Here is a 20,996-nt window from a genome sequence, read left to right on the forward strand (position 1 = left end):
CGCGATTCCCGGACGAAGCGGCCCGGCGACGGGCGGAGCAGGAGACCCTTCGGCGTCGCGGCGGACGGCGCGCGTGAGGCTCACGGCGCGCCGGGCGGCAGGGGCGCCCGGGCGGGGTCTCAGAGGTTCGTCACGGGGTCCGGTGGCGGCCGCGCAGCCGGCACCGGGGAGACCGGGACGTCAGGATCACGTCGTACCGGGACCGGGGAACGACGACGGTGGTGTGGCAACACACGGTCGGGCTCCCCTCGTTCGGTCGTCGGCGCGCTCGCCGTGATCTCGGCGGTGCGTGCTGCGAGTGTAGGGAGGGGAGCCCGGCCGGGTCACCGGATTTTCGGGAGGTCCCGTTCGGCGAAGTAGGCGGCGACGTGGCCCGGCGTGACCTCGGCGAGCGTGGCGGGTGTCCAGCGCGGGGAGCGGTCCTTGTCGATCACCTGGGCGCGGATGCCCTCGACCAGGTCGGCGGAGCCGAGGGCGGTGTGGGAGAGCCGGAACTCCATGGCGAGAACGGCTTCGAGGGAGTCGAGGCGGCGCGCGCGGCGGAGGGCCTCGAGGGTGACCTTGAGGGCGGTGGGCGACCGGGTCAGGAGGGTGGCGGCGGTCTCCTTGGCCTCGGTGACGCCCGAGTCGAGGAGCCGGTCGACGATCTCCTCCACGGTGGGCGCGGCGTAGGCCGTGTCGATCCAGTCGCGGGCGGCGGCGAGGCGCCCGGGCGGGGCCGTCCTGGCGAACCCGGGCAGTACCTCGTGCGCGGGGGCGCGGGTGAGCTCCTCGACCAGCCGGGGCAGCTCGTCGGACGGTACGAAGTGGTCGGCGAGGCCGGTCAGGAGGGCGTCGGCGGCGTCCGCCTGGGCGCCGGTCAGGGCGAGATGGGTGCCCAGCTCGCCGGGGGCCCGGCTCAGCAGATACGTGCCGCCGACGTCGGGGGCGAAGCCGATGCCCGTCTCCGGCATGGCGACACGCGAGCGTTCGGTGACGACGCGGACGGAGCCGTGGGCGGAGACCCCGACGCCGCCGCCCATCACGATCCCGTCCATGAGGGCCACGTAGGGCTTGGGGTAGCGGGCGATGCGGGCGTTGAGCCGGTATTCGTCGCGCCAGAAGTCGACGGTGGCGCCGCCCACGCCGCCGCCCGCCCGAGCGTCCTCGTGGATGGCCCGGATGTCGCCCCCGGCGCACAGTCCGCGTTCGCCCGCGCCCCGGATGACGACGGTCTCGACGGCCGGATCGGCCTCCCATGCGGTGAGCGCCTCGTCGACGCGGAGCACCATGGCGTGGGTGAGCGCGTTGAGGGCGCGGGGCCGGTTGAGCGTGAGGAGGCCGGCCCGCCCCTCGGTACGGACGAGGACGTGGGTGCCGTCCGCGTCCGGCGGGGTCTCCTGGTTGACTGGCATGGTCGCGTCACCTTCCTCCGAACGATCTTCCGGCCACCGTATCGGCACGGCCCGGGACCCTCCGGCACGGCCGGGGACCGTCGGGGACCGTCCTGGACCGGGAATTTCCCCTAGGGAGGTTGAGTACGCGCACTCAGGCCGCGGACCCCGTGGCGTTCGTAGCCTCCGTCGTATGAACAGTCATCAGGCCGTCGCGGACGGCCCTCTCCGTGTCGGGATCACCGGGGTCGGCTCCTGCCTCCCCGAGCAGGTCGTGGATTCGGAGGAGCTGCGGCTGCGGGTCGCCGCCGGCAGCGGGATGGCGCTGCCCGCCGGGGTGTTCGAGCGGGCCACGGGGATCCTGACGCGCCGGGCCGTGCGGCCGGGCGAGTACGCGTCCACCCTGGCGGTGGGGGCCGCCCGGCAGGCGCTCGGCCGGGCGGGGGTCGAGCCGGCCGACATCGACCTGCTGGTGTTCGCCTCCGCCACCCGCGACATGGTGGAGCCGGCCACCGCCCACATCGTGCAGGCCGAACTGGGCTCCCGGGCCCACGCGTTGGACGTGACCAACGCCTGCAACAGCTTCGTCAACGGCATCGACCTCGCCCGTACGATGATCCTCGCCGGGCGCGCCCGGCGGGCCCTCGTCGTCACCGGGGAGACCCCGAGCCGGGCCGTGCGCCACGACCCCGCCGATCCGGCCCAGTTCCGGGACGGTTTCGCCGGCTACACCTTCGGCGACGCGGGCGCCGCAGTGGTCCTGGAGACGGTGGAGCGGGGCGGGATCCTCGACGTGGACAGCGAGACGCACTCCGAACACTGGCCGGTCGGCGGGATATTCGGCGGCGGTTCACGCCATCCGCGCGGTGACGAGCACACGTACTTCCAGGGCGACGGCAGCGAGCTGCGCGAGGTGTTCGAGAAGGTGGGCACCTCGGTGATCGACCGGATGCGGCACCGGACGGGCCTCGACTGGCGCCACTTCCGACACGTCCTGGTCCATCAGGTCACCGTGCCGTATCTGCGGCGGTTCGTGGAGATCACGGGCGTGCCCGAGGACCGTCTCGTCGTCACCGTCCCCGAGCTGGGCAACATCGCGAGCGCGACGCTCGGTGTCCAACTCGACCGGGTGCAAGGGGACTTGCGGTCAGGGGACCGGGTGCTGTTCGTGGGGCTCGGCGGTGGCGTGAGCCTGATGACGATGGTGTGGGAGAAGGCATGAGCGACGCGCTGTGGGTGGTGGTGCCCGCGCATCAGGAGGCCGCGCGCATCGGGGACACCCTGGAGGCGCTGGCCGCCCAGGCGGACCGGGACTTCGAGCTGGTCGTCGTCGACAACGCCTCCGACGACGACACCGCCGCGATCGCGCGCGCGTTCGCCCGGCGGGCGCCGTTCCCCGTGCATGTCCTGGACGAGCGCGACAAGGGCGTGGGCTGCGCGGTGGACACCGGCTTCCGGTACGCGATCGGGCGCGGGGCCGTGCTCCTGGCCCGGACGGACGCCGACTGTCTGCCGCGTCCCGGCTGGACGGCCGCCGCGCGGACCGCGCTGGGCGACGGCGCGGGTCTGGTGTGCGGGCGGATCGACGCCCGGCGCGACGAGCACGGGCCGGTCGGACGCGCCGCCTTCCGGACGCTCGTCCGCGTGGCCGCGTTCTTCGGCCGCGTGCGCCCGGCGCACCGGCGGCGGCACGGCTATCTGGCGCCGTACCGCATGCACGCGGGCAACAACATGGCCATCACCGCCCGTCTGTACGAGGCCGTCGGCGGGATGCCCCGCCGCCCCTCCCCCACCGACCGGCTCTTCCTGAACCGGGTGCGCCGCTCCACCACGGCGATCGTGCACGCCCCCGGCATGGTCGTGGAGAACTCCACCCGGCGGCTGCGCGCGTACGGGATCGTCGGCACCGCCCGCTGGTACCTGGACCGGGGACCGGGGCGACACGGAGAGGACCCGCGCTGATGCTGGACGCTCTCGCCCACACCCTGCGGTCACGTCCCGACCGCCCGGCCGTCCTCGGCACGACCCGCTCCGGCTCCGTCCGGACGAAGGCCACGTGCGGGGAGCTGGCCGACCTCGCCGAGGGGTACGCCCGGGCGCTGCACGCGCGCGGGCTGCGGCGCGGAGACACGGTCGGGGTCGCGGTGCGGCCGGGGCCGCGCGCGCTCGCCGTGCTGCTCGCGGTGCACCGGCTCGGCCTGCGGGCGGCCGTCCTCGACCCCGGCGCCGGTCCCGACGTCCTGCGGGCGCGCCTGGCGCTTGCCCGCCCCGACCTCGTGCTCGCCGACGCGACCGCCCAGGCGGTGGCCGGCTGGGCGCGGCCGCTCGCCCGGCGGGCCCGGCTCGCCCTGCCGGACCTCGCGGAGCTCGGCGGTCCGGTGGCCACCGTCGGCCGGCGACTGCCGGGGTGCGCCCCCGCGTTGGCGACGGACGCGCGGGCCTCGGTGCTGCCGCGCGCGGTGGACGAGGACGGTGACGCGGTGATCGTCTTCACCTCGGGCACGACCTCACGGCCCCGCGCGGTCGTCCACACCCGTTCCTCGCTGGCCGCGGGCATGGCCACGGTGACCGGACTCGTCCGCCCGGAGCCCCGGTCGCCCGTGCTCGGCGGCACGTTCTTCGTCCTCGTGCCCTCGCTCGCGAGCGGCGCGCCGGTGGCGCTGCCGGCCCGCTCGCCCCGGGTCCTGGCGAGGCAGCTGCGCCGCCTCGCACCCCAGGCGACCTATCTGACGCCGCCTCAGCTGAGGGCGGCCCTCGCGGCGGACGCGCGGTTCCACGGGCGGGTGTGGACCGGCTCGGCGCCTGCGAGCGCGGAGCTGCTCACCCGGGTGCGGCGGGCCGGGGCCTGCGAGGCGTGGGGGGTGTACGCGCTGACCGAGCTGTTCCCCGCCGCCGCCGTCGAGCAGGCGGAGAAGGCGGCGTTCACCGGTGAGGGCGACCTCGTGGGCGCGCCGTTGCCGGGGGTCGAGGCCCGGCCCGGTCCCGGCGGTGAGGTGCTGCTCGCCGGGCCCGCGGCCCGGGACCGCTATCTCGGGGAGGAACCCGAGCCGTGGGTGCGCACGGGTGACCGGGGGCGGCTGGACGAGGCCGGACGGATCGTGCTCGCGGGCCGCTGCAAGGACATGGTGCTGAGGCGGGCGGAGAACATCTACCCCGGCCTCTACGAGCCCGCGCTGCACGTGCCGGGGGTCGAACTGGCCCTGCTGGTGGGCGTTCCCGCCGGGGACGGCGACGAACGCCTGGTCGCCGTCGTCCAGCCGCACCACGAGGCCGACCCCGCCCGGGTGCGGGCGGCCCTGGCCGGCCCGCTGCGTCGCATGGGCACGGCCCGCCCCGACGCCCTCGTGCTCGCCGACATCCCGCTGGCCGGCCGCTCCTTGAAGCCGGACCGCGCCGCGACGGCGCGACTCGCGGCGGCACGGACGACGGTCGGGGCGACGGAGGCGGGACGGTGAGGGCGGCGACCGAGGCGGAAGCCGGAGGGGTGACCCTCGTGGACGCCGCGACGGAGGCCGGGTCCGGGACGGACCGGGCCGCCGCGCTGCGGGCTGCGCGGCGGCGGGACCGGCGGGTGTACACGCGGGCGCATCCGGTGCTGTTCGCGCTGCTCGCGGCCGTCCGGCGGCGGCCGGTCGTCCGGCTCGGGCGGGCGGTCCTGGTGAACGGCACCGAGCCGTACCGCGAGGCGCTCACCCGGGTGCCGCTGGACCGCGCCGCGGCCGGCACCACCGGTGGCGCGGCGCGTGAACTCTCGGGCGGGGGAACGCTGTTCGACCAGGAGGGCGCCGACCACCGCGACACCCGGCGCGCCGTCGCCGGGGATCTCGGCGCCGCCGGGGTGGACCGGCTCCGGCCGGTCTGGCGGGCGGTACTCGACCGCGGGCTCGCGCCGCTCGCGGACGGGCACACCGTCGACCTCGTCCCGCTGGCCCGTGAACTCGCCGGTACGACCGTCCGCGCGCTCCTCGGCACCCCCGCCGAGGCCTCGCTCCTCGCGGCAGCGGCGGCGGACGCCGCCTCGGCCGCCGTCCGGGACCATCTCCCGGGGCCGCGGCCACCGGGCACCGCCCGCGCGGCGGCCAGGGCGACCGCCCGCCTTGAGACGCTGCTCGCGACCGGGGGCGGGAGCGCGACGCCGCCCGTGGGGACCGCCTGCCCGCACCGCGACGCGCGGTCGTCGGCGGAGACGGCGGGCACGGCGTCCGCGCCCGGCGCCCCGCACGCGGATGTCGCGCTGCGCGCCATGATCGCCGTCGCGGCCGTCAACACCACCGTCGCCGCCCTGCCGCGTGCGGTCGCCTGGTGCGCCGACGGGCTGCTCTGGGACGAGGCGGGCGACGACCGGCTGCGGGGCGCGCTCGTCGGGGAGCTGTTCCGGGTCACCGCCGCGTCCCCGGTGCTGCCGCGCGTCGTGGCGGCCGATGCCGTGCTCGGCGGCCGTCCGGTGCGGGCCGGGGACCGGCTGCTGCTCGTGGCGCGGCACGCCGTGGGCGGGGACGCCGACCCGCCGGACGCCCACCGGCCCGCCCCGGCCGCCGTCGCCCGGCTCGTCTTCGGGGCCGGTCCGCACGCCTGCCCGGGCGCGCGGCTCGCCCTGGCGCAGCTGGACGACGTCCTGGCCGCGCTCGCCCCCTACCGTCCGGCCGTCGTCACCGCCCGCGTGGACCGGCGGGCCGCACTGCCCGGGTGGCACAGGCTCACGGTCCGAGCGACCGCCACCCCCTCTCCTCCTCAGGAAAGCGACCTCGCATGACCACGATCGCCGTCACCGGAGCGAGCGGCTTCTGCGGATCGCACGTCGCCGCCCTCGCCGCCGCGCGCGGCGCCGACGTCCTGTGCGTCGGGCGGCGGCCCGGGCCGGTCGGCCGGCACGTCCTCTGGGATGCCGAGGGCGGACCGCCCGACCTGTCCGGTGCCGACCTCGTCGTGCACTGCGCGGCGGCCGTCGGCGACCCCGTGCCCGGTTCACCGGCCGAGGCGACCATGCGTGCCGTCAACGTCGACGGCACGGCACGCCTCCTGGAGGCCGCAGGGGACCGCCCGGTGGTCTGGGTGAGCAGTTCCAGCGTGTACGCCCCCGGTCCCGGCCGGGACCTGATCACCGAGGACCACCCGGTGGGCGGGCAGCTCAACGCGTACGGGCGTACGAAAGCGGCGGGCGAGGCCCTGGCCCTCGCGGCCGGCGCGGTGGTCCTGCGTCCGCGCGCGGTCTACGGCCCGGGCGACCCGCACCTGGTCCCCCGGCTCCTCGCCCGGGTCCGGGCGGGCCTGCTGGCGCTGCCGGGCCCCGACGTGGTCCTGAGCCTGACCGCCGTCGAGAACCTCGCCGACGCCTGCCTCGGCGCGGCCGACTGGGGCCCGGGCGCCTACAACATCGCCGACCCCGTTCCGTACCGCCGGGACGAAGCGGTGCGGACCGTCCTGCGGGCCCATGGCGTGCGCGCCCGGATCCTGCACCTTCCCCTGCCCCTGGCGTGGGGCGCGGCCACGGCGGCGGAGGCCCTGGGGCGCCTGCGGCCCACGGCCGAACCGCCGCTGACGCGGTACGCCGTCGATCAGCTGGCGCACCGGGTCGTCCTGGACGTGTCCAAGGCGCGGGCCAAGGGCTGGCGCGCCGACCGTACGCTCGCCGACTACGCGACGACGGACCGCGCCACGACCGACCGCGCGACAGCGGCCCCGTCCTGAGCGGCTCGCACGGGCGGCGGCGCACACAGAGCGTCGCCCGGCGGGGACGCGCGGCGCCGGGAGGCGCGGCAACAGGACAGGTCCCATGAGCTGATGTATGCCTTTTCCATGGATGCCCGTCGGCGTGGCCCCGCATCCCGCCTCTCCCGGCGCGGCGGGCGGCGACTGCTGCTGGGCGCGTCGTTCGCCCTGATCGCGGCGGTCACCGTGGTGGACATCCTGGCTCCGCCCGAGGTCCACCTGGGGCCGTTCCTGATCGCCGCGCCCGCCGTGACGGCGTCGTTCGCGGGGCCGCGCATGACGGCGTTCGTGGGCGCGGTCGCGGTCCTGGCCCAGTCGGTGGTGGCGATCGTGCGGACGAGCCTGACCGATCTGAACCACACGTACCAGATCATCGCGCTGGTCCTGATCTCCGTCATCGTCACCTTCTTCGCCTACCTGCGCGAGCAGCACGAGAGCAAGGTGACGCAGCTCCGTTCGATCGCGCAGGCCGCGCAGAGTGTCGTGCTGCGCCCGCTGCCCCACCGGGCCGGGCCGCTGCACATCGCGTCGGTCTATCTGGCGGCCGAGGAGGAGGCGCAGATGGGTGGCGATCTGTACGCGGCGGCCCGTACGGCGACGGGGACCCGGCTGCTGATCGGGGACGCCCGGGGCAAGGGGCTCGACGCGATCGGCGAGGCCTCCCTCGTGCTCGGCGCCTTCCGGGTCACGGCGCGCCGTGAGTCCGAGCTGCCCGCGCTGGTCGGGCATCTGGAGGCGGGTGTCGGCTCCGCCGAGGAGCCGCAGGACATCGCGGCGCCCGGACCCGGCACGGAGGAGGCCGCCGACGAGGCGGCCGAGGCCTTCGTCACGGCGCTCGTCCTCGACATCCCCGACCGTGAGCCGGTGGTGCGGCTGGTGAACTGCGGGCATCCGTCGCCCCTGCTGCTCCGACGGGGGCGGATCGTCCCTCTGGACAGCGCCGAGGCGAGCCCTCCGCTGGGTCTCGCCGACGTGCTCTCCCCCGACGTGACGGTGGAGACCTTCCCCTTCGACGTGGGCGACGTCCTGCTGCTGTACACGGACGGCGTCGTGGAGGCACGTGACCACGCGCGGGCCTTCTATCCGCTCACGGAGCGGCTCGCGGCCTGGGTCGGGGAGGACCCGCCGACCCTGCTCGGCCACCTCAGGGACGACCTGCGCACGTACGCGGGCGGTCACCTCGGCGACGACGCGGCGCTCGTCGCCGTGGAACGCCTCTCCCCGAAGGCGTAGCCCGCGGGGCACCACGGCCCGGGACGCGGATCGCCGCGGCCTGATCTAGGTTCGGAAGCAGGTACTCACCCCGGCGCGGTCGCGCGCACGGTCCGTCTCCTCGCGGGCCACGCGCGGCGGCGGCCCCGTACCGAAGGAGCGTGCGATGCCGGCGGACGCGAGTTTCGGCACGTCGTACTGGTTGCGCGACACCCCCTCCCCGGACCGGCCCGCGCTCGCCGGGGACCTCAGGGCCGATGTCGTCGTCATCGGGGCCGGCATCGCGGGCCTGTGCACCGCGTACGAGCTGGTCCGCGCCGGGCGCGAGGTGGTGGTCCTGGAGGCCGAGCGGGTCGCGTGCGGGACCTCCGGGCACACCACGGGGAAGCTGACCGCGCTGCACGGGCTCACCTACGCCCGGCTCCGCGACACCCACGGCGCGCTCGCCGCCTCGCGGTACGCCCTCGCCCAGCGGGACGCGATGGACCACGTGGTCCACCTGTGCGAGGAGCTCGGCATCGACGCGGGTCTCGAGCGGGCCCCCGCCTCCACGTACGTGACGGACGCGCGCCGGGCCGACGAGATCCGTGCGGAGGCCGCGGCCGCCCTGGAGGCGGGTCTTGACGTCGTGTTCGGGACGGAGAGCGACCTGCCCTTCCCGGTCGCGGCGGCGGTCCGCCTCGACGAGCAGCTGCTCTTCCACCCCCGCAGGTTCCTGCTGGGGCTCGCCGAGGCCGTCGTCGCGCGTGGCGGCACGATCCACGAGCGGACCCGGGTGACGGAGCTGCGGGAGCACGCGGACTGCCGGCTCACCACGGAGGCCGGTCACACGGTCCACGCGCGGGACGTGGTGGTCGCGACCCACTTCCCGCTGACCGTGCACAGCTCGCTGCTCGCCCGGCTCTCGGTCCGGCGCGAGCTGGTCGTGGCCGCCCCCGTGCCGGCCGACCGGGCGCCACGCGGCATGTACCTCACCCCCGAGGACCGGACGCGCTCGGTGCGCACGGCACCGTACGACGAGGGCCGGCGGCTGCTCCTGGTCACCGGTGAGGCCTGCGCACCCGGCACCGATCACGCCGGGGAACGCCTTGAGCGGCTCACCGGGTGGGCCCGGCGGATCTTCCCCGAGTTCGGGGAGGCCACGGAGACGTACCGGTGGGCCGCGCAGGACGTGATGTCGGCGGACCACCTCCCGTACGTGGGGCATGAGCACCCGGACACGCAGCACGTCTTCGTGGCCACCGGTTTCGGGGGCTGGGGTATGAGCAACGGCGTGATGGCGGGGCGGCTCCTCGCGGCTCATGTGACCGGGGCGCCGCGCCCGGACTGGACCGAGCTGTTCGACCCGCGCCGCCCGCTGCCCCTGCGGGAGTACCGCGACGTGGCCCGGGCGCAGGCGTCGGTGGCCCGCCACTACCTGGTCGCGCGTCCGCCGCGCTGCACCCACATGGGGTGCGAGCTGGGCTTCAACGAGCTGGAGGACGCCTGGGAGTGCCCGTGCCACGGCTCGCGTTTCGCGGCCGCGGACGGGCGGGTGCTGCAGGGGCCGGCGTCCCGGCCCCTGCAGTCCTCGGACGCGGCCCCGCCGGAGCGGGAGACCGCGGTGCCCGAGCCGCCGCACTGATCCGCGGGCTCAGCGGCGGAGCGGGCCCTCGCAGGTGAAGTCGGACGTGCCGGCCCGGCGGTCGGACCAGATGCCGACCGGTCCGAAGGAGCAGTTCATGTCGTTGAAGTTGTTCCCGCCCGCGAGGCTGCGGTCGAGGACGAAGTAGTCGACCGTCTCCGACATGTCCTTGAAGACCTGGTCCGGGTCGGAGGCCGCGCCGAGGTTGGCGGTGATCCGGCCCGTGCAGACGAAGCGCGGCTGCGCCGGGTCGCCGCTCTGCGTGCAGGTCGGGGTGTTGCTCGTGGCGGCCGCGAAGGCGGTGCGTATCTGGTCGGGGGTGGCGTGGCGCAGGCCGGCGGTCGGCTCGTGCCGGGTGTCCGGGACGAACAGGTCGTCGACGTGGGCGATCTGGCGGTCGAGGAAGGCGTCGTAGTCGCGCTGGGTGCCCGCGTCCTTGCCGAGGAGGTTGCGCCAGGTGTCGTAGCCCTGGACGTCGCCCGCGCGGAGGTAGCCGTACATGGCCTGGAGCAGCGCGGGCCGTTCGGTCCACAGGTACTCGAAGAACGTGCCGGCGTAGTTGTAGAACCGGAAGCCGTCGCCTTCGTAGGTGGCGTGCAGGATCTGGTCGACGGTCATGCGCGGTCCGCCGCCCGCGGTGTCCCTGATGACGCCCTGCACGAGGGACTTGCGGACGGCGACGCCGTCGTCGCGCGTGGCGCCGTCGAAGAACTCGGCGGTGCCCTCGTCCATGGCGGTGGTGCGGTCGTTCTCGTACCAGGGACCCTCGCCGAAGAAGCCGGGGACGGCGTAGCGGCCGTTGAGGTAGTGGACGTACTCGTGACGGAACAGCTCTTCGAGGGTGAGGCTGGAGTCCTGGGGCACGCGGCGCTGGTACGTGTAGAAGGTCGCGCCGCGCTCGATGTAGATGCCGCCGTTGTCGGTGCTCATCCCGGTGAGGATGGGGTGGTAGGTCTCGTAGTCCTGCCGGGAGGCGTAGAGCACGACGGTGAGGACGGCGTTGGGGTCGCCGGCGAGCGGCTGCTCGGTGCCGAGCACGCGGTGGAACTGGGACTTGACCTGCTTGCTCGCGTAGTAGAGCTGGTCGACGGTGGCCCGGTCGAGTCCGGTGCGGACCTTGATCGCGCCGTTGTCGTAGCTGTACGTGTACGGGAAGATCCGCGCCTCGATGTCTGCCTTGCAGACCTTGTACGGGGCGCAGGCCTCGTAGAAGTTGAGCCAGCCGACGAGGGAGGCCCACGGGGCGCTGCCGTAGCCGAAGTTGGTCTCCACGGGGCCGAGGAGTCCGCCGATGTCGGCGACGATCCTGGTCTTGAGGCTGTCGATCTGGCCGAAGCGCCCGTACTCGCCCAGGGCGTCACGGACGACCCACGCGTTGGCGGTGTTCTTCAGGTACGTGTAGGTGGAGAAGTCCTTGAACGCGGCGCGGTACCCGGCGTTCTGCGCGGCGGCCGTACGGAAGGCGGTGTCCTGGTTGCCGGGGTAGACGCCGAGGTAGTTGACGGAGAGCGCGGCGAGGGCGGCGCCGCCCCAGGTCGGGTCGGTCGCGGTCTGCGGGTGTGCGGCGCCCATGCGGGCGAGGACCTGGGCGATCAGGCCGAGTTGGTGCTGGCGCAGGCCGGGGGCGCTGCCGGCGTAGAGGGCCTCGCGGAGTGTCTGGGCGTTCTCCGGGGTGACGTCGAAGGTGCGTGCGGCGTAGGCGTAGGCGGCGGTGGCCGCACGCATGGTCTCCACCGTGGGGGCGTCGGTGACGTCGATCTCGGGGCGGCTGAAGTCGTGGTAGGCGACGGCGTGGAGATAGGTGAACATCTCCAGGAGGTGGCTGGAGTTGGTGCCGTCGTGGCCCGCGGCGAGCGAGCTGATCCGCTTCGACACCGCCTGGACGTGGGCGTCCGACATCACGGGGGCGAGGCGTGCGTCCCAGGTCCAGATGAGGTCGCGCAGACAGCCGTCGGCCTGGACGGCGGGGTCTGCGAGGAAGTCGGCGAACTGGGTCGGGGTCAGCCCCGTGATGCCGTCCAGGGTGCAGGGGACGCCCGCGGCGGTGGTGGCGGTGGTCTGCGAGGCGGCGCGCGCAGTGGCGCGCGGAGCGGTCTGCGGGCCGGGGACGCGGCCTTCGGTGACGCCGCGGGGCGCGGCGGCGGGCCCCGTCTTCAGGGCGGGGGCCGTCGCGAGGCGGTCCACCTCGTCGTGCGGGTTCGGCGCGTAGGTCGCCGGCGCGGTCGGTCCGGTGGCGCCCGGCGCGAGGGTGCCGCCCTGGGCGGCGGGGGTCGTGGTGGGGGCCACGGCCTGGGCGGTGGAGGCGAGCGGTGCGGTGAGGCCGGCGGTGAGCACCACGGCGAGCAGGGTCGTGCGCACGGTTCTGTGCTGGGACACGAGGTCTCCTGTGAGGGGTGAACTTCGTTGGGGAGCAGGGCGGTTGACATGCCCCTGCCCTGGACATGCCGGGTAACATAGCAATGTGAAATTGCACTGAGAAGGCTTATGTCTCGTCAGTTTTCCGCGCCCCCACCCTCCAAAGCCGTGGCATCACGGCCGACCAGAGGATTGAACCCCCTCTCAACCAGGGGTTGTTGAGCATCTTGGCAAGCCGAGTGGCATGTGAAATATTACTGACGTGCCCACGAGACACCCTTCCACGGCGTCCGACGTCATCGTCGTCGGCGCCGGAATGATCGGCGCGGCTTGCGCGTACTACGCCGCACGCGCGGGCCTCTCCGTCACCGTCGTCGACCGCGGCCCCGTCGCGGGCGGCACGACGGGAGCGGGCGAGGGCAACCTGCTGGTCTCCGACAAGGAGCCGGGTCCCGAGCTCGGCCTCGCCCTGCTCTCCCTCCGCCTCTGGCGCGAACTCGGCCCCGTCCTACGGACGGAGGCCGAGTTCGAGGCCAAGGGCGGCCTGGTGGTCGCCTCGGACCCGGCCGGGCTGGACGCGCTGCGCCGGTTCGCCAAGGAGCAGTCCACGGCAGGCGTCGAGACGTACGAGATCCCCGGCGACCGGCTCCACGACCTGGAGCCGCACCTCGCCGGCGGCCTCGCCGGGGCGTTCCACTACCCGCAGGACGCCCAGGTGCAACCGGCGCTCGCGGCCGCGCGGCTGTTGCGCGCGTCGGGCGCGGAGCTGCGCCTCGGCGCGGAGGTCACCACCCTGCTCACCGGGGCCGACGGCGCCGTGCGCGGAGTCGGCACGGCCGGCGGAGGGCGGCTGTTCGCGCCGTACGTCGTGAACGCCGCCGGGAGTTGGGCCGGCGAGGTGGCCCGGCTCGCGGGGGCCGGCCTGCCGGTGCTGCCGCGGCGCGGCTTCGTCCTGGTCACCGAGCCGCTGCCGCGCCTCGTACGTCACAAGGTGTACGCGGCGGACTACGTCGCCGATGTCGCGAGCGACTCGGCGGCGCTCCAGACCTCCCCCGTGGTCGAGGGCACGCCCGCGGGGCCGGTCCTGATCGGCGCCAGCCGGGAGCGGGTCGGCTTCGACCGCACGCTCTCACCGCGTGCCGTGGGCCGGCTCGCGGCGGGCGCCGCGCGGCTCTTCCCGGTCCTGGCCGGCGTACGGGTGATGCGGGCGTACGCGGGCTTCCGCCCCTACCTGCCCGACCATCTGCCCGCGATCGGCCCCGACCCGCGGGCCCCGGGGCTGCTGCACGCCTGCGGCCACGAGGGCGCGGGCATCGGACTCGCCCCGGCCACGGGCCTGTTGATCTCCCGCTTCCTCACCGGGGTCGCACCGGATCTGGACGCCCGGCCCTTCCGTCCGGAGCGGTTCGCCGAGCAGACTCCGGAGGACCGCACGTGACCTCCCCGCCTCGCCCGGCCCGACCTACCCGCCCGACCCGCCCTGCCCGAACACCCCGACCCGTCACAGCGGTTCGGCCGGTCCGGTCGGCCCGGCACCCCCGAACCCCGTCCCCCTTCGGCTGGGAGTGAGCATGCTCCGTCGTTTCCGGCGCCGCGCCGACCGTGCGCGCGGCCCGCGCGAGCTCGTCGACGCGCGGCCGTCAGGCCCGCCCGTGCCGTTCACGTTCGACGGGCGGCCGATGACCGCGCTGCCGGGGCAGTCGCTGGCCGCCGCGCTGTGGGCGGCGGGCGTCCTCGCCTGGCGCACGACCCGGGTCGGGGGCGCGCCGCGTGGGGCGTTCTGCGGGATCGGCCAGTGCTTCGACTGCCTGGTCACCGTCAACGGCCGTCCGGGCCGCCGCGCGTGTCTCGTCCCGGCCGCGCCGGGTGACGTCGTCACCACCCAGGAAGGACACGGTCGTGCCGACCTCGACCTCCCCTGACGACCGGCAGGTCCCGTACGACCTGGTGGTCGTCGGCGCGGGCCCGGCCGGTCTCGCGGGCGCCGCCACCGCCGCCGAGCGCGGCCTCTCGGTGGCGCTGCTCGACGGCGACGCCCGGCTCGGCGGCCAGTACTACCGCCATCCCGCGCCCGGTCTCGGGGCCGTGCGGCCGGAGGCGCTGCACCACGACTGGGCGGCCTTCGACGGACTGCGCCGGCGCTGGGAGGCGAGCGGGGGCGTCCACCTTCCCGAGCACCACGTGTGGACCGTGACAGCCGAACCGGCCGCGGGCGTCCGGGGCGCGGGCGCGGACGGCGCCTGCTGGGCGGTGCACGCCGTGACCGGGCCCGACGGGGACGGCGCGCGGCCCGCGCTCGTCCGGGGCCGGGCCGTCCTCCTGGCCACGGGGGCGGCCGAGCGCCAGCTCCCCTTCCCCGGCTGGACCCTGCCCGGTGTGGTCGGCGCGGGCGGGGCGCAGGCGATGCTCAAGTCGGGGCTCGTGCTGCCCGGCACGACCGGCGGGACCCGTCCCAGGATCGTCGTCGCGGGCAGCGGGCCGCTGCTGCTGGCCGTGGCCTCCTCGCTGCTGGCCGCAGGGGCGCGGGTCCCCGCGGTGGTGGAGGCCGCCGGGTTCCTCGGTTACGCGCGGCGGCCCGATGTGCTCGCGAGGGTCCCCGGCAAGTGGGCGGAGGCCCTGACGCACGGGACGCCGTTGGCGGCACACGGGGTGCGGCCGTACCTGCGGCACGCCGTGGTCAGGGCGCACGGCACGGAGCGGGTGGAGGCGGTCACGGTGGCCCGGCTCGACCGGGCGTGGCGGCCCGTTCCGGGGACGGAACGGCGCATCGCCTGCGACGTCCTGGCGGTGGGTCACGGCCTCGTCCCCCGGATCGATCTCGGCACCTCGCTGGGCTGCTCGACCCGCACGACGGAGGACGGTGCCACGGCCCTCGTCGTGGACGCGCGGCAGCGGACCTCGGTGCCCGGGCTGTGGTCGGCGGGCGAGACGGCCGGTGTCGGCGGTGCCCGACTGGCCATGGTCGAGGGCGAGTTGGCGGGTGCCTCGGTGGCGGCGCGGCTCCGGGGGTGCACGGCGGAGGGCCCGCCCGCGCGGACCCGGTCCCTGCTGCGCACCCGTTCGCGGCTGCGCGCCTTCGCCGCGCTGATGGCCGCCGCGCACGCGCCGCGGGACGGGTGGACCGACTGGCTGGAGGACGGTACGGAAGTGTGCCGGTGCGAGGAGGTCGACACGGGGCGCGTCCGGGAGGCCGTCGAGAGCCTGGGCGCCCGCGACGCGCGGACCGTGAAGCTGCTGACGCGGGCGGGCATGGGCTGGTGCCAGGGCCGGGTCTGCGGCCCGGCGGTCGCCTGCCTGGCGCGTGCTGCGGCGCCGACGGACGGTGCCGCACCGGTCGGCGGCACCCTGAGCGAGCGGCCCGTTCCGCCGCCCCCCTCCCCCGAACGGCGGCCGCTGGCCGTGCCGGTCACCCTGGGCGCGCTGGCCGCGCTGGAGGAGACCCTGGACCCCGCGCCGGACGGGGACCGGCCCCGTACCGCCGATCCGGCATGACGCCGCCGCCCGGGCCCGCCCGGCCGGCGGCCGTCGACCGCTCTCCATCCACCCCCGACGATCCATCTGTGCAATGTCACATCACACAACTGAAGGGGTCTCCGTGACCGTCACTCCCGCCTCCTCCGACTGGACCACCGCGCGCCCCTGGCGCGGCATCATGGTCGCCACCACGCTCCCCTTCCACGCCGACGGCCGCTCCGTCGACCACGACGCCTACGCCGCCCATGTCCGGTGGCTCCTGGAGAACGGCTGCGACGGCGTGGTCCCGAACGGTTCGCTCGGCGAGTACCAGACCCTGAGCGACGAGGAACGCGCCCGTGTCGTCCGTACCGCCGTCGAGGCGGCGGGCGACGGCGCCCGTGTCATGCCCGGGGTCGCCGCCTACGGCAGCGCCGAGTCGCGCCGCTGGACCGAGCAGGCCGCCGAGGCCGGCTGCGGCTCGGTGCTGCTGCTCCCGCCCAACACCTACCGCGCCGACCTCTCCGCCGTCCGCGCGCACTACGCGGAGGTGGCCTCGGTGGGCGTGCCGGTCGTCGCGTACAACAACCCGCACGACACCAGAGTGGACCTCACCCCCGCCACGCTCGCGGGTCTGCACGCGGACGGCCACATCGTGGCGGTCAAGGAGTTCAGCGGCGATGTCCGCCGCGCGTACGAGATCGCCGAACTCGCCCCCGAACTCGACCTGTTGATCGGCGCCGACGACGTCCTGCTCGAACTGGCCCTCGCGGGCGCGGTCGGCTGGGTGGCCGGATACCCGAACGCCCTTCCGGCGTCCTGCGCGGAGCTGTACCGGGCGGCCGTCGCCGGAGACCTGGACCGCGCCCTGCCGCTCTACAAGGCGCTGCACCCGCTCCTGCGCTGGGACTCCAAGACGGAGTTCGTGCAGGCGATCAAGCTGTCCATGGACATCGTCGGCCGTCCCGGCGGCCCCTGCCGTGCACCGCGTTCGCCCCTGACAGGTGCCGTGGAGGCCGAGGTCAGGGCCGCCACCGAGAAGGCCGTCGCCGACGGCCGGAACTGAGAGGAGTCCCGCGTGCGCACCCGTCACGTCTTCCACGCCGTCGACTCGCACACCGAGGGCATGCCCACCCGCGTGATCACGGGCGGGGTCGGGGTGATCCCGGGCTCCACCATGGCCGAGCGCCGGCTGCACTTCATCGAGCACCTGGACCACGTCCGGACGCTGCTGATGTACGAGCCCCGGGGGCACGCCGCGATGAGCGGGGCGATCCTGCAGCCGCCGACGCGCCCCGACGCCGACTTCGGGGTCCTGTTCATCGAGGTCTCCGGGCTGCTGCCGATGTGCGGCCACGGGACGATCGGGGTGGCGACCGTGCTCGTGGAGACCGGCATGGTGCCGGTCTCCGAGCCGGTGACCACCGTGCGGCTCGACACCCCCGCCGGTCTGGTGCGGGTCGAGGTCCAGGTCGAGGACGGCGTCGCGAAGGCGGTGAGCCTCACCAACGTCCCGGCCTACTGCGCCGCCCTTGACCAAGAGGTGAAGGTGCCGGGGTACGGAGTCGTCCCGTACGACCTGGCCTTCGGCGGCAACTTCTACGCCTTCGTCGAACTGGACGCGCTGGGGCTTCCGTTCGACCGGGAGCGTAAGGACGACCTGCTCACGGCGGGTCTGGCGATCATGGAGGCGATCAACGCGACCGACCGCCCCAGGCACCCCCTGCGGCCGGAGATAGCCGGCGTGAAGCACGTTCATCTCACCGCTCCGGGCTCGGACGCCCGGCACTCCCGGCACGCGATGGCGATCCACCCGGGCTGGTTCGACCGCTCCCCCTGCGGCACGGGAACCTCCGCGCGCATGGCGCAACTGCACGCGCGGGGCCGGCTGCCGCTGGACCAGGACTTCGTCAACGAGTCGTTCATCGGCACCCGGTTCACCGGTCGGCTGATCGAGGAGACCGAGGTCGGCGGCGTACCGGCCGTGGTTCCCGTGATCACCGGGCGGGCCTGGATCACGGGCACCGCGCAGTACTTCCTGGACCCCGACGACCCGTTCCCGGGAGGGTTCCTGATGTGAAATTGTACGCTGGTGCGGCGCCACGCCCCGGCAGCCGGGCGGCGCGACAAGCGGAAGTCGGAGAGCGGCACATGGGCCATCTGAAGCAGAGCCAACTGATCACCACCCGGGAACGCCTGCGGGACCAGGTGGCCCACGCTCTGCGCGCGGCGCTGATCTCCGGCGAACTGCAGCCCGGCGCGGTGTACTCGGCGCCGGGCCTGGCCGAGGACTTCGGCATCTCCGCGACGCCGGTACGTGAGGCCATGCTCGACCTCGCCCGTGAGGGCCTGGTCGAGCCGGTCCGCAACAAGGGCTTCCGGGTGACGGAGGTCAACGAGCGGGACCTCGACCAGTACACGGACATCCGGCTCCTGATCGAGGTGCCGACGGTGGGCCGGGTGACCCTGACGGCGGACCGCGAGGAGCTGCGGGCGCTCCGCCCGATCGCCGAGGAGATCGTGGCGGCCGCCCGCGCCCACGACCTGATCGGATATCTGGAGTCCGACCGCCGATTCCACCTCACGCTGCTGGGTCTGTCCGGCAACGAACGGCTGGTGGAGACGGTCGGCGATCTGCGCAAGCGGTCGCGTCTCTACGGCCTGACCGCCCTGGACGAGCGGGGCGAACTGCTGCCGTCCGCCGAGGAGCACCTGGAACTGCTCGACTTCATGCTGGCCGGGGACGCGATGGGCGCCGAGGCCTGCATGGTGCGCCATCTGAGCCACGTGCGGTCGCTGTGGGCCCGCGACGGCGCGAACGCCCGGCCCTCCGCCACGCGGTCCGCGTCCGCCACGCCGACCGCGTCCGCCACGCCGACCGTCGGCAGGCCGCGCGCCGGAAGCTGAGCGTCGGGGCCGCGGGGCTCACGCGTCGTACGCGCTCTCCGTCCAGACGGTCTTGCCCTCGCCGAGCCAACGGACCCCCCAACGGTCCGACAGTTCCCCCGAGATGAACAGGCCGCGCCCGCCCTCGTCCGCGGCGCGGGCTCGGCGCAGGTGCGGCGCGGCCGCTCCCGCGTCGGAGACCTCGCAGGTCACGGTGCGATCCGCCGGGTTACGGACGAGACGGAGGCGGATCGGCGGGGTGCCGTGCCGGATCGCGTTGGTGACGAGTTCGCTGACGATGAGCTCGATCGAGAAGGCCGTGTCCTCGGTCAGCCCCCAGTCGTCGAGTCGGGCCACGGCGCGGCGGCGGGCCCCGGCCACGGAGGAGAGCGCGGGGCCGATGTCCCACTCGGCGACGTCGGCCGGGTCGAGGGCCAGGGTGCGGGCGACGAGGACGGCGGCCTGGTCGGCGGGGAGGTCGTCGAGGGCTGCGGCGGAGAGCCGGCGGGCCGGGGGCGGTCCGGTGAGCTGTTCCATCAGCTCGGCCAGAGCCGGATCGCCGGGTGCCGCGTACCCGGAGAGCAGGACGAGGGTGCTGCCGACGGGAAGGGGGATCTCCTCCGCGGCGAACGGCGGCCCCTCCTGGCCCAGCGCGGTGGTCTCCTCCAGGAGGCGGGTCCCCCGGCTGCCGTCCGGACGCCCGACGAGGACGGTCTGGCGGCCCGCCCGGGCGATCGCGCAGGTCTCGGTCACCGGGTCGTGGACGGCGTACACGCACTGGGCGGTGAGGGGTTCCCCTGTACCGGCGGCGGAGCGTTCCTCGTCGAGGCGGCGGGTGACGTCGTCCAGGCGGGCGAGCAGGTCGTGCGGGTCGAGATCGAGTGCGGCCAACGCCTGGACCGCTGAGCGGAGTTGGACCATGGCGGCGGTGGCATCGGGTCCTACACCGGCGATATGACCGATCGTCAGGGCAGCCCTGCCGCCGGAGAGCGGGATGACGTCGAACCAGGCGCCGGTGCCGAGTCCGGTGGGGAGGTAGCGGTGCGCGGTCTCCAGCGTGCCGCCGCCGGTGCTGACGCCGGTGCCGCCGCGCCGTACCAGGTTGCCCTGGAGCGCGAGCGCCACGGCGTGGGAGTGCTCGTAGCGCCGGGCGTTGTCGACGCAGACGGCGGTGTGGGCGGCCAGGTCCGCCGCGAGGCGCAGGTCGTCGGCCTCGAACGGGTCGGTCCGGCCCGGCCGGGAGAAGCGGGCGACGCCCAGGAGCGCGCCGCGCAGCATGATCGGGGCCACGAGGGTGGGCCCGCCCGCGGTCTGCGGCTCGATGTACGGCCCGTCTCCGATCCGGCCTTCGGGGGCGACCTCGGCGCCCACCTCCGGTGCCTCGTCGGCGTGCGGCGGCCATACGGCCACACAGCGCAGGGTCTCGTCGAGCGTCCGGGAACGGTCGGCGTCGGGGCCGTGGAGCGGTGGGGCGGTGAGGGCGACCGTGGCGACGTCGGCCAGGATCGGAACCGCGGCCCGGGCCAGTTCCCGGGCACACCGCACCGGGTCCAGGAGGAGGCCCATCCGCCCGTGCACCAGGTGCAGGGCCGCGAGCCGGTCGCGGGCGCGCTCGCGGGCCGTGACGTCGACGGCGGAGGCGACGAGGCCGAGGGGGCGGCCGGCGTCGTCCTCGAGACGGAAGATGGAGACGGAGAAGATGTGTTCGCGCAGCGGGTCCGCGCGCGGGTAGCCCGAGACGCGTCGGTCGAAGACCGGGACGCCCGAGGCCAGGACCTGGCGCAGGGTTCCTTCGACCGGCAGCGAGGTGAAGCGTTCGTAGACCTGGCTGAACGGCCGGCCGACGATCTCCCGCTCGGGGATGCCCCGCATGCCGACGGCCGCCGAGTTGACCCGGAGCACCCGCAGATCGGCGTCGACCACGTGCAGGCCGACCGGCGACTGGGTGAAGACGGCCTCCAGGACCCCGGAACGGATGCCCCCGGGGAGCGGCCCTGCGGGCCACAGGCCCCAGCGCCCGGGCTCGGCCTCGCCGTCGGTGATCACCGGGCCGACGGTCACGCCCTCGGAGAGTTCCTCGACGACGACCTCGGTGAGCAGGTCGGTGACGGGACGGCCCAGGATCCGGGCGGGGTCCACACCGAGGAGCCGCTCGGCGGCCCGGCTCCAGGCCACGACGACTCCGCGCTCGTCGAGGACGGCGACGGCGCCGCGCCCCTCGCGGGCACCCGGACCCGGCCTGCCTGCCGGACCCGGCAGCTCTTCCGGAGCCGGCCCTTCTGCCGGGGCCGCGCGGCCTTCCCGACCGTCCTCGACCGGGGAATCCTCACGCTCTGCCATCGTGCCTCGCACTCGGCGTGGGCGGACATCTGCCGTTGCCCAGG

General features: G+C 75.1%; 16 protein-coding genes. 13 read left to right on the top strand and 3 right to left on the bottom strand.

The genetic code is table 11. The features are described from left to right. Positions 1–323: 323 nt before the first annotated feature. Entirely contained in the window at positions 324–1,394 is a 1,071-nt protein-coding gene (locus ACF09C_RS00765) for an enoyl-CoA hydratase/isomerase family protein (protein WP_392087111.1), read from the bottom strand. Between the two features lie 172 nt (positions 1,395–1,566). Between ACF09C_RS00765 and ACF09C_RS00770 the strand changes: the two genes are divergently transcribed. From ACF09C_RS00770 to ACF09C_RS00800, 7 genes are all read left to right on the top strand, one after another. Continuing rightward, positions 1,567–2,595, top strand: a complete 1,029-nt coding sequence (locus tag ACF09C_RS00770) for a 3-oxoacyl-ACP synthase III family protein (RefSeq protein WP_392087113.1) — start codon at positions 1,567–1,569, stop codon at positions 2,593–2,595. Then, a complete protein-coding gene (locus ACF09C_RS00775; RefSeq protein ID WP_392087114.1) occupies positions 2,592–3,335 on the top strand; it encodes a glycosyltransferase family A protein in 744 nt (247 codons plus the stop codon). The genes ACF09C_RS00770 and ACF09C_RS00775 overlap by 4 nt, the downstream gene beginning before the upstream one ends. Further along, on the top strand, positions 3,335–4,828 hold the full coding sequence (locus ACF09C_RS00780; protein ID WP_392087116.1) for a class I adenylate-forming enzyme family protein: 1,494 nt from the start codon (positions 3,335–3,337) through the stop codon (positions 4,826–4,828). The genes ACF09C_RS00775 and ACF09C_RS00780 overlap by 1 nt, the downstream gene beginning before the upstream one ends. Further along, entirely contained in the window at positions 4,825–6,126 is a 1,302-nt protein-coding gene (locus tag ACF09C_RS00785) for a cytochrome P450 (protein WP_392087118.1), read from the top strand. The genes ACF09C_RS00780 and ACF09C_RS00785 overlap by 4 nt, the downstream gene beginning before the upstream one ends. After that, positions 6,123–7,061, top strand: a complete 939-nt coding sequence (locus ACF09C_RS00790; RefSeq protein WP_392087120.1) for an NAD-dependent epimerase/dehydratase family protein — start codon at positions 6,123–6,125, stop codon at positions 7,059–7,061. The genes ACF09C_RS00785 and ACF09C_RS00790 overlap by 4 nt, the downstream gene beginning before the upstream one ends. Before the next feature lie 108 nt (positions 7,062–7,169). Continuing rightward, positions 7,170–8,315 carry a PP2C family protein-serine/threonine phosphatase gene (locus ACF09C_RS00795; protein ID WP_392087122.1) on the top strand — a complete coding sequence of 382 codons (1,146 nt, stop codon included), beginning with the start codon at positions 7,170–7,172 and terminating at the stop codon, positions 8,313–8,315. Between the two features lie 145 nt (positions 8,316–8,460). Then, a complete protein-coding gene (locus tag ACF09C_RS00800; protein ID WP_392087124.1) occupies positions 8,461–9,918 on the top strand; it encodes an FAD-dependent oxidoreductase in 1,458 nt (485 codons plus the stop codon). 9 nt (positions 9,919–9,927) lie between these two features. On the opposite strand, the gene ACF09C_RS00805 is transcribed toward ACF09C_RS00800, so the two are convergent. Next, a complete protein-coding gene (locus ACF09C_RS00805; RefSeq protein WP_392087126.1) occupies positions 9,928–12,294 on the bottom strand; it encodes a collagenase in 2,367 nt (788 codons plus the stop codon). Between the two features lie 241 nt (positions 12,295–12,535). Here ACF09C_RS00805 and ACF09C_RS00810 point away from each other — a divergent pair, with 241 nt between their 5' ends. The 6 genes from ACF09C_RS00810 to ACF09C_RS00835 all read left to right on the top strand — a co-directional run bounded on the left by ACF09C_RS00810 (position 12,536) and on the right by ACF09C_RS00835 (position 18,633). After that, entirely contained in the window at positions 12,536–13,711 is a 1,176-nt protein-coding gene (locus ACF09C_RS00810; RefSeq protein WP_392087128.1) for an NAD(P)/FAD-dependent oxidoreductase, read from the top strand. A gap of 133 nt (positions 13,712–13,844) precedes the next feature. After that, positions 13,845–14,195: a (2Fe-2S)-binding protein gene (locus tag ACF09C_RS00815; RefSeq protein ID WP_392087130.1), complete on the top strand. Its 351-nt coding sequence runs from the start codon at positions 13,845–13,847 to the stop codon at positions 14,193–14,195. Further along, positions 14,173–15,765: an FAD-dependent oxidoreductase gene (locus tag ACF09C_RS00820; protein WP_392087132.1), complete on the top strand. Its 1,593-nt coding sequence runs from the start codon at positions 14,173–14,175 to the stop codon at positions 15,763–15,765. Before ACF09C_RS00815 ends, ACF09C_RS00820 begins: the two co-directional genes overlap by 23 nt. Positions 15,766–15,925: 160 nt before the next feature. Beyond that, entirely contained in the window at positions 15,926–16,792 is an 867-nt protein-coding gene (locus ACF09C_RS00825; RefSeq protein ID WP_392088628.1) for a dihydrodipicolinate synthase family protein, read from the top strand. Between the two features lie 12 nt (positions 16,793–16,804). Further along, complete coding sequence (locus tag ACF09C_RS00830; protein ID WP_392087134.1) at positions 16,805–17,806, top strand: proline racemase family protein; 1,002 nt, start codon at positions 16,805–16,807, stop codon at positions 17,804–17,806. 71 nt (positions 17,807–17,877) lie between these two features. Continuing rightward, positions 17,878–18,633 carry a GntR family transcriptional regulator gene (locus tag ACF09C_RS00835; RefSeq protein ID WP_392087136.1) on the top strand — a complete coding sequence of 252 codons (756 nt, stop codon included), beginning with the start codon at positions 17,878–17,880 and terminating at the stop codon, positions 18,631–18,633. 18 nt (positions 18,634–18,651) lie between these two features. Here ACF09C_RS00835 and ACF09C_RS00840 read toward each other — a convergent pair whose 3' ends face one another. Next, complete coding sequence (locus tag ACF09C_RS00840) at positions 18,652–20,952, bottom strand: PAS domain-containing protein (protein WP_392087138.1); 2,301 nt, start codon at positions 20,950–20,952, stop codon at positions 18,652–18,654. Positions 20,953–20,996: the final 44 nt, after the last annotated feature.

Source organism: Streptomyces sp. NPDC014870 (assembly GCF_043081505.1).
GTDB lineage: Bacteria > Actinomycetota > Actinomycetes > Streptomycetales > Streptomycetaceae > Streptomyces.